The sequence below is a fragment of the Rubinisphaera italica genome (assembly GCF_007859715.1).
GTDB lineage: Bacteria > Planctomycetota > Planctomycetia > Planctomycetales > Planctomycetaceae > Rubinisphaera > Rubinisphaera italica.
In genome coordinates this window covers 3395272-3410621 of record NZ_SJPG01000001.1, presented here as the reverse complement: position 1 = coordinate 3410621, position 15350 = coordinate 3395272, and the positions used below count along the sequence as shown (strand labels likewise).

The window sequence follows — 15350 nt, the reverse complement described above, 5'->3', positions numbered from 1 at the left end:
GTCGCATGCCTTATACAACTCAGCAGGCAGCGGCGATTGAAACTCGCAATGTCTCGATTGCACTGGCTGCAGGGGCCGGTTGCGGAAAAACGTTCGTGCTGACTCAGCGTTATGTGGCGGAATTGCTGCGGAATCCCTCCACGGAAATGCTCGATCGGCTGATGGCGATTACCTTTACCGATCGAGCCGCACGGGAAATGCGCGATCGTATCCGGGCTCGCATCCTCGAAGAGCTTCAGCAATGCGACGAGACAGACGTGCCCGCCTGGCAGGAAATTCTGCGTGATCTCGAATCGGCTCGTATCCAAACAATTCATGCATTCTGTACATCGACACTCCGCAGATATTCGACAGAATTGGGGATCGATCCCGAGTTCAGTGTGCTGGATGCTCCAACGGCTTCGAGTCTGCTAGCAGAAACTGTCGAAACTCAACTGGAAAAGTTTTTACGAGAGCGTAACCCCGACGCCTCCAATCTGGTGCTCCGTTTTGGTCTCGAAGGAACGCTTAGAATATTGCAATCACTTATCGAACAACGTTTTCAACTTCGAGAAGCGCTTGCCGTCGCAAATGATGCAGAAGAGTTGGCAGAAGTCTGGCAGAGATATCATCAGTCGGAATTCCTGCCCTGCAAAATGCAGGAACTGGCGGAGTCTCGGGAACTCAATGAGTTATATTCGTTGCTGCTTACTGAAGAGCCGACTGCTCCCAAGATGCAGGAACGACGGGCCATTTTGCTCGAGCATATGGGGACTTTGCGACGTACTCAATCTCTCAACGCTCAGGACCTGCAGGAACTTCGCGGTGCTTCGATGATTCAGGGATCAACGAAAAAGCACTGGAGTAGTGAAGAGGTTTATGAATCTGCCAAAGAGGGATTAAAGCGGTTTCGTGATCTGCTTGATAAAATCCTTCCTCTGCTGACTTTAGATGTCGAACCGATTGTGTTGTCTGCCGAACTTGGGATGCAGGCACTGCGGTTGACTTCATGTGTCGTTACGGCTTATCAACAGAGTAAACTGGAGCAATCCGCCCTCGATTTTGATGATTTGCTGCTCACGATGCGAGATTTGATTCAGGACAATGAATCGGTTCGTAAAAGTCTGCAAAACAGTACTCATTTTCTTCTCCTCGATGAATTTCAAGATACCGATCCCGTCCAGACGGAAATTGTTCGAGCGATCTGTGGAGAACAGTTGACGAGTGGTGGCTTGTTTCTTGTCGGAGACGTTAAACAATCGATTTACCGTTTTCGTCGTGCCGACCCTGCAGTGTTTCGCGCACTGCGAGGGGAAATTCCGGTCCAGGGACAGATGTCGTTAACGAAAAACTTCCGCAGTCAGCAGGGAGTACTCGACTTTGTCAATTATCTGTTCGAGCCAGCAATGCCGGACGAATACGATGCATTGTCCGCTTTTGACGAAACGACTTATCCACCCAAAGAGAAAATCGAATTTCTCTGGGCTGATGACCCAGAGCGAGAGATCAAAAACGTTAAAGAAAAACGGGAACTGGAAGCCGAATGGATCGCTGCCAGAATTCAGCAACTCCTGGACGATCCGACACCGCGTATTCGTGAGAAGGATGCAGATGGAGAAATCCGTTTACGGCCGATGCGACCGGGCGATGTGACAATTCTCTTTCGAGCATTCAGTAATTTGAGTGTCTACGAGGATGCCTTGAGGCGATTGGGGATTGAATATTACGTGGTAGGAGGTCGAGCCTTTTTTGCCCAGCAGGAAATATTTGATCTTGTTAACCTCTGCCGTTTCCTAGATGACATCTCTGACGAAGTCGCTTTAGTGGGCATCCTTCGCTCTCCGATGTTTAGCTGGACGGATGAAACACTCTTTCATTTTGCTCATGGTTCTGTGGGATTATGGAATCGTCTTCAGGATCATTCATTGTCCGATTGGGTAGAGTCTGATCAGAAAAGCTGCGTTGATCGGGCACGCTCAATACTGCAGGAATTGATCTCGCTGAAAAATCGAATTGGTATCGGTCCACTGCTGCGACATGCGGTCTCAGCCACAGCGTACGATGCCGCTTTGATGACGGAGTTTCTTCCTGAGCGAAAAGTGGCCAACTTGCATAAGCTGCTTAAAATGGCTGATCAGTTTGATCAGATCGGCTTGCTGGGGTTGTCGGAATTTAGTGACCGATTGCTCGAATCGATTACCGAAGAAGCGAAAGAAGAGATGGCGGCGACTCATGCTGAAACCGGGAATGTTGTCCGACTGATGACAGTCCATCAATCCAAAGGACTGGAGTTCCCGGTTGTTTTCGTTGCTGATGTGAACCGGCAACGCAGTAGTGGGAGTAGTTCAGCAGTATTGCATACCCGCTTGGGGCCATTGCTCTCCTTACCACTCATTAAGGGGGAAAAGCCGGAGAATCCTGCGATGATGATGTATCGGGATTCCGAACGCATTGAAGATGAAGCCGAGGCGATCCGACTATTCTATGTGGCGACCACCCGAGCCGCCGACTATCTTGTACTCTCGGCTTACTGGCACCCCGACGAAAGTATCACTGGTCCGTGGATGTCTCTGCTCAGTGAACGATTTGATCTCTCGACCGGGTTGCCAAAACTGGATCCCATTTCCGGACAAATGCAGCAACCCGGCATCGAATTGAATCGAATACCGCAGATTCATATCGTCCATGATAAGCCCAAAAGAACACAGGAAAAATCGCAACCGCGCAAACTTAAACTTTCCGACTGGTCACAAAAACTCTCCACCGCAGAACCGATTGCTCCACCAGCTATTGCTTTACCACTTCCGATTTCTAAGGGAATACAAGATCGGTATTCGGTTTCAGAAATTGAAGCGGTGGATGCGATGTTACGTCAGTCGCATGTTCATAAAAGTAGTTTTACAACGTCGAACGATAAAGACCGCTTGAATTTGCGTGACTCAGAACTGCTGGGACATTTGCTGCATGCAGCATTGGAAAATGTGAAATTCGATCAGACGGAATCGGCTGAGAAATTAATCGATACCGCGGCAGAACAATTCGCTGAGACTTTCCCTGAGTCGATTCGAAAAACAGCCATTGAGCGTATGAGTTTCACACTCAAGGCTGATTTTATTCAAGAGCTTCGATCTGCCAGAAAACTCTATCGAGAAGCCGAATTTCTGATCAAATGGACTTTGCATGAGAGTTCACAAGTGACATCGATTTCGGGCACGATTGATTGTCTTCTTCAAGATGAAGCAGGCTTGTGGCATATTATTGACTACAAAACGGGAGCAGTGCCTGCGAAGCAAGAGGACGTCCTCGAAAAATTTGGAATTCAAATGACGCTTTATGCACTGGCGATAAAATCGATGACTGGCCAACTCCCTTCATCCATTCGTATCCTGCAACTGGCGGACACCATTCGTACATTCGCGATCGATTTGAATCAAGAGATCGTTTCTCAGTTCCGAAATCGCGTCGACCAGGCGATTTTAGAGCGGAGAGATCATTAATCTACAGCGATTTGCGAGAGCAAACACATCCACTTCAGTCACCAAAGCGTCCAGGTGACCGTAAGTGGTAGAGAAAAATGCTAGAGAAAAATCATAATGCAGACCGATTACAGCACGTCGCAGGAAACCATAAAACTGTGGCAACAATTGAAACAGACTCCGGTTTTGCTGGCCGATATCGATTCAGCCAGCGGAAGTGCGTTGCAGCGTCAACAGAAGTTGAGAGAGATCTATCCTGCGGAGTTAGTACGACTGGGGCTCGACTTACATGATTTGCGTCTGAGAGCAGGCGATAAGTTTTCACAAGCAGATCGAATGTGGTTCACGAGACAGTCACTCGAACAGACATCAAGTGAATCGCTGGCGGAATATAAGGCCAGGCGATTTCAGACCAAACTTGATAGTATCGAGACTATTGAAGATTTATGTACGGGAGTCGGAGCCGACGCGATTGCGCTTTCTAAAGTCGCACCGGTTATCACTTATGAACTCGATCTGATCGTGTTGCAACTGGCTCAATGGAATGCTGAAGTGTATGAACGAGAATCACAAATCACATTTCAGCAGAAGGATGTCAATGAACTGGATGTCCGTGGGAGAGTGATCCATATTGACCCCGATCAGCGGGATGCTCAGGGCAAGCGGCATCGACGTCTGGAAAGTATCCAGCCGCCTCTGGAAGTTTTGCAGCGAATGTCGCAAGAGTGTTATGCAGGGGCCATCAAACTCAGCCCGGCCAGTAATTTCGGAGGAAAATTTCCTGACTGCGAAACCGAATTAATCAGCTGGCAGGGAGAATGTAAGCAGGCCGTCATCTGGTGTGGAGAACTGGCGGAACCAGGGCTCTGGCGGGCAACGGTTTTGCCCGCTGGAGAAAGTCTCGTAGGCGATCCTTTGGAGGCTTTCCCTGAATTTTCGGAAGTCAGCAATTTTGTTTACGATCCCGATCCTGCCGTCGTTCGAGCAGGAATGATCAATCAGCTTTCCGAACAACTCGGAGTCGCTCGTCTGGATGATGCCGAGGAATATCTGACATCTGTAGAACGAATCGATTCGCCATTTCTCTCAGGCTTTCAAGTCATTGAAACTCTGACTCGCAACGAAACACAGCTACGAAAGTATCTTCGCAAGCTGGATGTGGGCGAAGTCGAAATCAAATGTCGCCACTTGCGGATTGATATTGAAAAAGTGAGAAAATCACTTCCTCTGAGCGGGACTAAAGCCATCACATTAATTTTTGCACGAGTCGGTGGAAAGTCGAAAGTGATTGTTTGCTCACGACTGACGAGCTAAATGACTGTGCGCGATTATTATACAGTTGGAAAAGATTGAAGACGAAATGATAGGATGATGCGCGTGGTCGTCCGCATTTCCCACGCCCATCACTTCGTACTGGGGCGTGCTACCTAGAGCAGATTCAAAAATTACCTGCAGTGTTCAGCAGGAGCAAACACAGGGTCATGAGGACATTTGGTGTCCATGCGAGTGCAGATACCATTTGAAAATGGTCTGGAAAATCACTGTTCATAAAGTGAATTTGTGCAGGATATCGAGCGAATCAATCATTTCAAGAGTGTCCCAAAATCGCACACGGTCATGTAGTAATGAATTCTATGACACAAAAAAGGACAAGCTCATAGCTTGTCCTTCGGTCTGTTTAATACACGACTTTCACTATTACTCGACAGTTTGTCGGAACTGGAAGCCATCGACAATTGTGAGTGGTTCTGGTGCATTCGCGCGTGGAGACATTGAGTACGGAAACGCGTAAGCCAGTACGCGACCACTATTCAACTCAGCAATGTAAACACCGCCAGTCGCTGGTTGCTTTCGGCTCCCCTGAACTGAAATATTTAACATACCAGAAGTCATGACGAAACGGGGACGGATATCGGGTGAAAGGCCGAAGTCCGGCAGGACATTATGCATGTAGCCTTGGGTGAACTTTGCTGTCTGGGGGTTGATGCTGGCTCCGTAAAGCCGACCAGTGAGGAAGTCCAGTACGAAGACGGCATCGCCTGCTGTCAGGCCGACAGGGACGGTGACAATTGCAAACTTGGCATCGCTGTCACGATCCGTATTGGCCATCGCGACTTCGCTCGGCCAGAAGTAAGAGATCATCAGACCTCCCATCACTCCACAAACAAACCAGGCCATACGTGACGATTCTGATTTTCCCATTTGATCATTCCTCCGAAGATGTCATCTTCCCGCAATGTTGATGTGATTGAGATGAGCGATTGCTCAACGATAGTTTACGCGATCGAAATCACTCCCGCCAGTCTTCTTTGACCCTCCTCAGGCATTTCAACGGTTGTGATCCCATCCAATCAAAGATATTCTGCCTGAATTCACCAATCGTTTCACTTGGGGTATCAATCTGCCCAAAATTGACTGACGGCATGTCTTAAACATTATCTACGAGGACATCATGGAAACTACAAACGGCTCGCTCAATCGTAAACTTCGGATGGCCCTGTGTGGCGGAGGCCAGGGATCTTTTATTGGTCGTGTGCATGCCACCGCAGCAGTGCTCGATAATCGAGCCGCGCTGGTTGCCGGGGCTTTGTCTTCGAATCCGGAAAAAGCGAAAGCCTCTGCACCCGCTTACGACATCTCCGAAGAACGCGCCTACGGCAGCTATGATGAGATGGTTGAAAAGGAAATGAAGTTGCCAGAAGGCGAACGGATTGATTTTGTCAGTGTGGCCACGCCGAATCATACCCACTTTCCGATTGCCAAATGTGCCTTGGAGGCGGGGATCAATGTGATTTGCGATAAACCAATGACCTTCGATTTTGCTCAGGCAGAAGAAATGGTAGCCGCAGTGGAAAAATCGGGAGCGGTGTTTGCTGTCTCTCATAACTACACAGGCTATCCGCTCGTGCGGCAGGCTCGCGAAATGATTCTCTCTGGTGAACTGGGAGAGATTCAGGCGATTCGCTCCAACTACATTCAGGGCTGGCTGCGAACCAAGCTGGAAGATTCCGATCAGAAACAAGCGGCCTGGCGAACCGATCCCTCAAAATCGGGAGCTGCAGGTGCTTTTGGCGATATCGGAACTCATGCCTATAACCTGGGTCGCTACATGACCGGCTTATTCCCGGAAGAAGTTTCCTGCCATTTGAAATCGATGGTCGAAGGTCGCGCCTTGGATGATTATGGTCATGCGGTCATCCGCATGGAAAACGGTGGCTTGATGACTGTGACTGCTTCGCAGATTTCTCATGGTCGCGAAAATGATTTGTTCATTGAAGTCGATGGAACCAAGAAGGCGCTGCAGTGGAAACAGGAAAATCCGAATGAGATGATCGTCCGTGAAAACGGGCAGCCTCATAAGATTTACACCCGCGATCCAAACGCACCTTTCATGACTCCCCTCGCCGCTTCTTCATGTCGACTGCCTGCTGGACATCCCGAAGCCTTCTTTGAAGCTTTCGCGAATGTCTACCGCTTCGCTTACGACGCGATGGTCTTGCGAGCAGAAGGCAAAGAATTTGAGAAGAAGGATACGATTTATCCCAATGTCTACGACGGAGCAGAGGGGATGTACTTCATTCAGCAGTGCGTCGCCAGCAGCAAAGAAAATGGGGCCTGGTTGCCCATGAAGTATGAGAAAGCTCGTCGGTAAATGAATAGGGTAAGTCCCCTCACTTTATTGGTGAGGGGACTTTTAATTTTCAGCCGTAGGTCTGGCATTGCCTGACGAAATCGTCTTAACTGAGAGTGTTTAATTAAGGGTGGCGGGGGCGCTCCGCGTTAGCGGAAGCCCCCGGGAATATGAGTTTCGGGGGCTTCTCTTCGAGAGCGCCCCCGCCACCCAAGTGAAATAATATTTCTAACCACGATTTTTACTGATTTGTCAGACATTCTTATTGATGAGTTCCTTGTTGATGTCCAAACTCTATTGAATCCGTGAAAATCTGAGTCCATCCGTGGTTCAAAAATGATTGACTATGGTTATTGATTACTGCCTACCACAGATTCGCTTCTTCCTGCATCGCTGACTGCGAAACAGTGGGAACTTTCTGAAGCGTGACATATCGTACATCAGCATTGTTATCCAGATACGGTCCCATCGTCTGCAGGTCTTTTCGTTCTTCCCACTTCATAAAGACAAAGAGTGAAATTGTTCCCAAGGTCATCGCGAGCAATGTCCCGGTGAAGGAGGGCTCAACTCCGGTGGAGTATTCACTATGAAGCAACAATCCAGCCAGACGGGCCAGTCCCACCAGCGGGAAAACGCAGACGCACCAGAATGTGACTGAAGGCAATTCGCTGGAGGGCGTGCGGACAATCATCGAGCCGGTTGCCAGAGCCGCGTACAGGAGCAGGTATCCAATCAGAAACTCTATTTCTGACCAGCCCTGCTGGAACTGATAACTGCTCGACACCACCAGCCAGGCTGCAGGAATTCCAATCGCCCAAGCTAATCCTCGATTGATTGTTCTGAGGATTCGATTTTGATTGCTCAGCTTATTAATACTCATGGTCCTCCTCCTTGTAAGTTCGTCCTTCCGCTTTCAAACAATTTTTTCATTATGTAACACTGTAGAAAACGAAAATTCCGGGGTTATCGCTCAAATTTCTGGTAAGAATTTTGCCGAAATAGAAAAATATTACAGGGAATCAACGCGGGATAATGATTGATTCATCGCAATTTGTTTTCAGTAACATCTTTGTAGACAAAGACTTGCAATCTGCGAGCATGTCCGCTGCAATGGTGTCATATTGTTTAAATTGTCGAAGGGATCAAACGTGTCTGGAATCTGGGTCATTTCTCAAATATCGAATTCAGATGTGGAAACTCTCTCTGTGAGTGATCCCGAGATTCTCACTCAGCTTGCCATTTACGGCATTTCTGGATTTGTAATTGCCTATCTTTCCAGCCTGATACTCGTCTGGCTTTTGCGTTCTCGTCAATTTGATGAGCTGTTCACTCCTCCCTGGAAGCCATTGTATGCGGCGGATTACAAATCGGGGATCCGAGCCAGTTCTGTCGTGGGCTGGGGATTTTTCGCATCAGTTCTAATTCTCACGGCCTGGCAATTTCGGCAAACTTATCCTGCTCATTTGCCTTGGGTCGATGTGGCGATCAGCTACTCTCAGCAGTTTTGGTTAATTCTTCTGACATGCTTGATCGCATTGGCGATTGCTCGATTTATTGCCGGCTCAATTTTATCCGTCTTTCAGAATCCCTCGATTCGAAGGCAACTCGAATTGATGTGCCCACATGAGACGCAGGAGTTGAAGAAAATCGATTCGCCTGCAGTTTCTGAGCAGGATCGATTGCTGAATCTGGACGAGGATTCCGAGAATGATTTGAGAGAGGAATCCGTAACAGAAAGTGATCGTCTTGAACAGGATTCCGTGGAGCGGAAACTTCCGCGTGTGGAGTCAATTGCCGATACGGTCGCCCGTCTTGTTGGGTTGATCGTCTATCTCCTCGTATTTCTGCCAGTATTGATGATTGCCTCCGAAATCTGGGGCTGGACGGTCACTGGTTCGACGGTGGGAGAAGTCTGGCAATGGTTGCTTCCGTTCGCGGGTTTGGCAGCAGTGATTACGATTGGCTGGTTTGCGCTAACCGCAGCCGCGATTTCAGTCTGTCCCGCTGAATTCAGAAAACCCGTGATGATTCTGACTACTGTTTCAGCCGTAATATTACTGTCGGTCAGCTACAACATTTCGATGGCGATTCTGGTCACTGTTGCGGTGGTTGTGATCTGCTGGTTCTCACGCAAAGAGTTGCCGGATGTTGTCGCAGGGTTGTATCTCAAGTTTCAGAAGTCACTGGAACTGAAAACACCAGATGGTCCAGCCGTAATTCAAAATGTTGGTTTGCTGCTCACGCGAATTCAGACAGAAACCCGGACCGCGAATGTCAGAAATCGACATGCCCTGCAAGCTTGCTTGAGTGGAAATACTCTGGAGGAATCTCGCATCATTACTTCGACAACTGAACAATAAATTCAGCGATAATCCGGATTTCTCACAGAGCTTCTCAGCTTGTAAAATCGCAAAATTGACAACAAAACATCTGCGTTTTCTGCGTTCATCCGCGGTTCAATTTTCATTTCAGATCGATTGCAAAAGTTACATCCTATCTCTGATTTGACGTAATGCCAGAATTGGCTTCTCAGGAGTCAAGTTGAGACCAGACCAAGCAATATTTAGGCAGAATACCTGCTTTTATGCCTTCTTTAGCTCATTGGAATGACATTTGCATATTGCTTTTTGTACATGTTTAATTGAGAACCATAGACAGGGGAGCAGGACGATGTCAGGCAGTAACCGAAATAATCATCCGGAAGAGCATGAGAGTGAAACGATCAGCTGGAATCGCCGAATGATGGGAGTGGGTTGGACAGTTTCCATTGTTGGCTGTCTGTTTATTGTTGTGTTTCTCTGGGGATTGATCGCGGGTTGGTTTTCGATCAGTGGTGACTCAACCGACGATTCCATTGCTCTGACAGTTGCAGTTAATACAGATGAAGTTGCTGCGTCAGCGGGTGCAGCGGCGGAAGCGGTTTCAGAAACCAGCGATAAGGTTTCAGTGGCTTCGGATACCACAGTTATCGATGGAACCATCGTCGCTGTAGGAGAGTCGGGTCAGAATTACATTATTAGCTTGATACCCAAACCGGATGAAAAAGCGGAACTGAATGAAGAGTCGAAAACGATTCCAGTTGAATATGTCGCTACTGATGCCACCAAGTTTGAAGGAGAAGCTACAGAAGCTAAAGATCTTGAAACGGGTGACGTAATCCAGATGGTTTATCGTGAAGATACCGAAAAAGAAAAACGCTTTGCGTTGAAGGTGACAGAATCTGTGAAAACAGAACAGGAAGAAGTCGCTGCTGCACAGGCGAAAAAATAGATGATGATCTGACTCAATAAAAAAAGCCGATAGAGAATTTTCTCCATCGGCTTTTAATTTGAGATAACAGAAGTTTAACCAGCAATCTCCAGGCCTTGAGCCTCGTACTGATTCAATTTGTTATACAGAGTTTTCAAAGCGATTCCCAGAATTCGAGCAGTCGCAGGTTTGTCGCCATCGGTTTTTTCGAGGGTCGAAAGTATGACTTCCTGCTCGACTTGACGTAACGTCTTGATTTCTTCCTCTTCCTCCTGCTGAACCGGAGCGGCAGCGACAGGTTGAGGAACAGGTTGTGGCAGATTGACGGTGACTCGGTTTGTTACACTCGTTGGCAAATGCTCTGGCAAAATTGTCTGTCCGCCGGAGAGAATGACGGAATACTCGATCGCATTCGCCAGTTCCCGCACATTTCCCGTCCAGACATGAGCTTTCAGAGTTTCAATTGTACTGGGAGCAAAAATAGTACTTGGAACTCCAGTTCGCTTGAGATAACGCTCAACCAGACTCATCGCGATAGGAGGAATGTCGTCCTTACGGGCTCGTAATGGTGGTAGATCGATCTGGAATGTATTCACACGAAAATACAAATCTTCTCGGAATGTTCCAGCAGCGACCATTTCTTTAAGATTGCAATGCGTCGCACAAACGATTCGGACGTCGACATGAAACGCTTCATTTTCACCGACACGCCGGACTTCGCCCGATTCCAGGAATCGGAGTAGTTTGACCTGCATGGATTTATCCAGTTCGCCCAGTTCATCCAGAAACAGGGTGCCACCATTGGCGACTTCAAAAAGTCCTTTTCGTGGTGTATCCGCTCCTGTGAAAGCTCCTTTGCGGTGTCCAAAGAATTCGCTTTCCACCAGATTTTCCGGCAATGCTCCGCAATTCACAGCGACGAAAGGCATTGAATTGCGTTTGCTTTCCTCGTGAATTCGGCGGGCGACCAACTCTTTTCCCGTTCCAGTTTCACCCAGAACCAGCACTGCGGAATCAGTGGGGGCAACTTTGGAAATCATTGATTTGACTTGCTGCATCGGTGGTGTCGTACCGATCATACGACAGGAACCTTCTGCAGCTTTCAAGCGACCTTCCAGAGCGATTGTTTTGTTTGTCAGCGAGCGTTTGTCGGCGACTCGTTTGAGTACATTGGCGATTGTGACCAGTTTGCAGGGTTTGGGAATGAAGTCGTAAGCCCCTTTGCGTATCGCCTGGATCGCGGCTTCCATGCTGCCGTGACCGGTGCTGATAATGATTTCGGTCTCGGGAGAAACCTGCTTGATGTGATCGACAACATCCCAGCCGCTCAGACCCGGCATGCGCAAATCGATAATGGCGGCATCAAAGGTATGTTTTTCGAGTGCCCTCATCGCAGACTCGCCATCTTCACAGATGGTTGGATCGTGGCCCATTCGTGGTAATTCGAGTTTCATCACATCTCGAATGGGAGATTCATCGTCTACGAATAGAACACGTAATTTAGTTGCAGATGGCGAATTCAACGTCAACTCCTTGACACCTATCATTCGACGAAGGCGAACAGCATATTCATCCGTGAATATGCGGAGGGGGTTCTCGATCATTTTCAAATTTGATTCTGCAGTCGCAAGAACATCAATAGATCATCGATGTCCAGTTTGCTTCTCCAGGAGGCGACCTCTTTTATTTGAATTTGATCGTGATGGGATCTTCTCACAGTGCCATCGCCCGTCGAAGAACCGACAGCACCCTCGTGAGATGCGGGTGATAACAGATATTAAATTTTGTGAAAAGTCGAATTTGTGTAGAAAAATTGTTGAATACTTCATCGAAGAATGCCGAGAGTGGTGTGCGATTCCGGTGGAATTACTGTGCAAGAGTACGATTTGAAATGAAAATGGCGACCCGAGCCAGCCATGGCTCGGGTGAGTGCGATTCCAAATCGGCATCGATTCGCAAATAATGCACAATGATCGTGACAATACCCGTGCCATAACTGGCACGGCTCGCCTGACCTATTGTGGTGGTGCGAGTTTGCAGCGGCAGTCCTGGAATCCCCAGGCTTTGGAATTATCAAATAAGCACTGGGTCGGCCAGTTGCAATAGGCGAGGGCTGATCGCTGTTCGATCAGAGTTCGATTTGATTCCAGCCAGGTTTTCAGATCGCTAGTCAGAGGATCCATATCGAAAATCAAGGGCAGATCCGGGTAATCTATGAAGACTTTCGTTAATTCATGCGGATTATGACAGACAATTGAACTGTCGGATTGATCTTCGATCAATGCCCTCGTTTTGGCCCAGATGGCATCGGGACTGAAAATGATGGCTGCTTTTCCCGAATGCTTTTGTGGAGCAATACTTTCGAAATCGAACCGGGCAACTTCTTCGAGTGACGCGGTGAGTGGCAGGGCAGGTCGTTGATCGGACAGGACTTCGATTTCTCGCTGCAAACGCTGAAAATAAGCCCATTCTGGCACCATCCAGGCGACTGGCCATTGATTACGAGTTCTCCGCTCGGCTGCACATAGTGGTCCAAGAACCACGAGAAAACGTGCGAGCGGACAACGATCGAGCAGTTGGTTGATCGTCGACCGGTTGTACTGATCGCAACGAGTTTGCGAGATCAAAATGAGCTGTGGATAACCAGATTCATGAATGGTGGCTAGAAAATCATCCAACTGAGGATAGGAGGTTATCTCCAATTGCTGGGGAAAATGTGCGAGGGCAGATTCCAGTAAATGCGAATCCGCAGCAATCGTCGAGAGACGAAGGGCGGTCTCCGTCTCCATATTATGCAACGAGGAAATTTTCAGCATGAAATCATCCGTGAGGAGCCAAATTGAGCGTGCCGTCACGGCTAGTATAACAAATCGAAAGTAGGTTGGGTTAGCGAAGCGTAACCCAACAAAGCGTATTTTGCGGAACGAAAATTGGGTTCCGCGTTCCGCTAACCCAACCTACAAAAGTGCTTGTATTTCAGCTTAATTCCCTTGTTTTCAGGTCTTATCCAACTATTTCCAAAAAATATTGCGATTTGTCAACTTTCCCTCACGTATGAATTGCAACGATCTCTGCAACCCCAAAATTGCAATTTCGACAGGTTTTGGACATGTGTAAAAAGTGCAAGGAAAATTTAAGTCTATTTGTATCAAGGGGATATGGCGGAATCGTTTTTTTCTGGAATAAGTTTGGCACGGGGAGTGCATTAAACCCTTTCAGTCCTGACGGACGAAACGGTTGCGACGACGAGGCAAGGGATAGCAACGAGCTATCAGTCACTGGGGGTGAGAGCCCGGAATGAATGACACCCGCCACCGAGTTCAGCCGCTATGTAAGAGACGAGAGATGAACCTCTGATTGCGGACGTGAGACACCCGCTCTCAGCACAACATTCGAAAGGAGACGAGAGATGTTAAACAAGTTCAAGAAAAACTGGAAAAAATGGGAACCATCACTGCGACTGATGACACTGTCAACCATGCTGGCTTTCGGGTCACTGGTTTCAACAGGCTTCGGTCAGGAACAGAAAGCTCAGAACTTCGCGGCTGACCTCAGCCCGAAAGCTGTGCAGTCGCGAATCAGCTATCGCACTAACGACGCAAAACTGCGTCAGTTCCTGAGCAGCACAAACGATACGCAACTGCGAACCTTGTTCATGGAAGTGTCCAACTTGATTGATCAACGTCATGTGGATCCTAATACTTATCAGGATCGAACAAAGCATGCACTGAATCATGTGGCTGCAGCTCTGGAAAATCCAGAGTTTCTGAAAGCGAACAACGTGAAAGCTTCTCCAGAAACTTTGCAGCGGGCTCAGGCAGAATTGCGACGAATGGCTGATGCCGTCAACGTAAAGAACGCCAATGAAGCTGCTCAGGCGATGAGCTGGAGCATGTTCCAGTTGGCTGGCGGAGTTGGAATCAGCCCGGCTGCCATGGGAATGGAATTTATTCAGGGAAACATCGATTCACTCGATAAATACTCAGCTTTCAACCCAAACGTTCAGGTATCTGCTCCACGAGCTGATCTGAAATCACGGGAAGAACTGGTCGGAATTGGTGTCGAAATGAAGCAGCATGAAAAGGGAGCTGTTGTTGTGCGACCTGTTCAGGGAAGTCCTGCTGAAAAAGCGGGTGTTCAACGAGGAGATATTATTAGCAGCGTCAACGGAACAGCAACGGAAAACAAGTCACTGCAGGACATCGCCAATCTGATGGCTGGCCAGTCAGGAACTCCGGTTCTGTTGCAGGTCTTGCGAAATGAAAATGTTGAGTTGATTCATGTGACACGAGGAACGTTGGTTCTGGAATCTGTTTCTGAAGCTCGAATCATTGATGCTGCCAACGGAACCGCTTACATCCGAATTGATCAGTTCGCTGACGAAACGGCTAAGCAATTAGACGCAGCTTTGTGGAAACTTCACAATGCAGGAATGAAGAGTCTGGTTCTGGACTTACGAGGAAACCCTGGTGGATTGTTAAACGTGTGTGTTGAAATGTGTGACAAGTTTTTGCCAGAAGGAACAATTGTTTCTACACGAGGCCGAAACTACTCAGACAACACAAAACAGTCTGCTCAGTTCGCAAAAACCTGGAAAGTGCCAATGGTTGTACTTGTCGACGGAAACTCTGCTTCAGCCAGCGAAATCTTCGCAGCTGCCATGCAGGACAACGGACGAGCTTTGATTGTCGGACGAACCAGCTACGGTAAGGGAACTGTTCAAACTCACTTGCCACTGCGAACAATTTCTGGAAACCTGAAACTGACCACAGCTAAGTTTTACTCACCAAACGGACGCGAAATGGCCGGTTCAGGAGTCACTCCAGACGTTGTGATCGAAAAGAACGATCGAATCACTTCGATTGACAACGACATCGCGAAAGCTCTGGAAATGATCGACAACGGTCAGGCTCAGAACATCGTGAATCAGATGACCAAGAAACGATTGCCAACCAGTTAATCGAAAAATCAATGCCCCTGCAGGAGCATAAACATCAAATGAACGGAACTCCGAG

General features: G+C 48.1%; 10 protein-coding genes. 6 read left to right on the top strand and 4 right to left on the bottom strand.

Annotation, left to right across the window (positions count from 1 at the left end):
* The first annotated feature begins 5 nt into the window (after window positions 1–5).
* Entirely contained in the window at window positions 6–3476 is a 3471-nt protein-coding gene (locus Pan54_RS12640; protein ID WP_146503828.1) for a UvrD-helicase domain-containing protein, read from the top strand.
* A 96-nt stretch (window positions 3477–3572) separates the two neighbouring features.
* Window positions 3573–4769: a class I SAM-dependent methyltransferase gene (locus tag Pan54_RS12635; RefSeq protein WP_146503827.1), complete on the top strand. Its 1197-nt coding sequence runs from the start codon at window positions 3573–3575 to the stop codon at window positions 4767–4769.
* Between the two features lie 384 nt (window positions 4770–5153).
* Here Pan54_RS12635 and Pan54_RS12630 read toward each other — a convergent pair whose 3' ends face one another.
* Window positions 5154–5657: a hypothetical protein gene (locus Pan54_RS12630; RefSeq protein ID WP_146503826.1), complete on the bottom strand. Its 504-nt coding sequence runs from the start codon at window positions 5655–5657 to the stop codon at window positions 5154–5156.
* 250 nt (window positions 5658–5907) lie between these two features.
* On the opposite strand from Pan54_RS12630, the gene Pan54_RS12625 reads away from it, so the two are divergent.
* Entirely contained in the window at window positions 5908–7107 is a 1200-nt protein-coding gene (locus Pan54_RS12625) for a Gfo/Idh/MocA family protein (protein ID WP_207310128.1), read from the top strand.
* 343 nt (window positions 7108–7450) lie between these two features.
* On the opposite strand, the gene Pan54_RS12620 is transcribed toward Pan54_RS12625, so the two are convergent.
* Window positions 7451–7966 carry a hypothetical protein gene (locus tag Pan54_RS12620; RefSeq protein WP_146503825.1) on the bottom strand — a complete coding sequence of 172 codons (516 nt, stop codon included), beginning with the start codon at window positions 7964–7966 and terminating at the stop codon, window positions 7451–7453.
* Between the two features lie 268 nt (window positions 7967–8234).
* Here Pan54_RS12620 and Pan54_RS12615 point away from each other — a divergent pair, with 268 nt between their 5' ends.
* Entirely contained in the window at window positions 8235–9446 is a 1212-nt protein-coding gene (locus Pan54_RS12615) for a hypothetical protein (protein ID WP_146503824.1), read from the top strand.
* A gap of 310 nt (window positions 9447–9756) precedes the next feature.
* Entirely contained in the window at window positions 9757–10356 is a 600-nt protein-coding gene (locus Pan54_RS12610; RefSeq protein WP_146503823.1) for a hypothetical protein, read from the top strand.
* 74 nt (window positions 10357–10430) lie between these two features.
* On the opposite strand, the gene Pan54_RS12605 is transcribed toward Pan54_RS12610, so the two are convergent.
* Entirely contained in the window at window positions 10431–11858 is a 1428-nt protein-coding gene (locus Pan54_RS12605; RefSeq protein ID WP_242631302.1) for a sigma-54-dependent transcriptional regulator, read from the bottom strand.
* Window positions 11859–12350: 492 nt separating this feature from the next.
* On the bottom strand, window positions 12351–13151 hold the full coding sequence (locus tag Pan54_RS12600; RefSeq protein ID WP_146503822.1) for a hypothetical protein: 801 nt from the start codon (window positions 13149–13151) through the stop codon (window positions 12351–12353).
* A 593-nt stretch (window positions 13152–13744) separates the two neighbouring features.
* Between Pan54_RS12600 and Pan54_RS12595 the strand changes: the two genes are divergently transcribed.
* On the top strand, window positions 13745–15295 hold the full coding sequence (locus Pan54_RS12595) for a S41 family peptidase (RefSeq protein WP_146503821.1): 1551 nt from the start codon (window positions 13745–13747) through the stop codon (window positions 15293–15295).
* The last annotated feature ends 55 nt before the right edge of the window (window positions 15296–15350 follow it).

What these genes read in the sequence shown, in the direction of transcription:
- Pan54_RS12640 (WP_146503828.1), top strand. Translation starts at nt 6, where the DNA reads ATGCCTTATACAACTCAGCAGGCAGCGGCGATTGAAACTCGCAATGTC.
- Pan54_RS12635 (WP_146503827.1), top strand. Translation starts at nt 3,573, where the DNA reads ATGCAGACCGATTACAGCACGTCGCAGGAAACCATAAAACTGTGGCAA.
- Pan54_RS12630 (WP_146503826.1), bottom strand. Translation starts at nt 5,657, where the DNA reads ATGGGAAAATCAGAATCGTCACGTATGGCCTGGTTTGTTTGTGGAGTG.
- Pan54_RS12625 (WP_207310128.1), top strand. Translation starts at nt 5,908, where the DNA reads ATGGAAACTACAAACGGCTCGCTCAATCGTAAACTTCGGATGGCCCTG.
- Pan54_RS12620 (WP_146503825.1), bottom strand. Translation starts at nt 7,966, where the DNA reads ATGAGTATTAATAAGCTGAGCAATCAAAATCGAATCCTCAGAACAATC.
- Pan54_RS12610 (WP_146503823.1), top strand. Translation starts at nt 9,757, where the DNA reads ATGTCAGGCAGTAACCGAAATAATCATCCGGAAGAGCATGAGAGTGAA.
- Pan54_RS12600 (WP_146503822.1), bottom strand. Translation starts at nt 13,151, where the DNA reads ATGCTGAAAATTTCCTCGTTGCATAATATGGAGACGGAGACCGCCCTT.
- Pan54_RS12595 (WP_146503821.1), top strand. Translation starts at nt 13,745, where the DNA reads ATGTTAAACAAGTTCAAGAAAAACTGGAAAAAATGGGAACCATCACTG.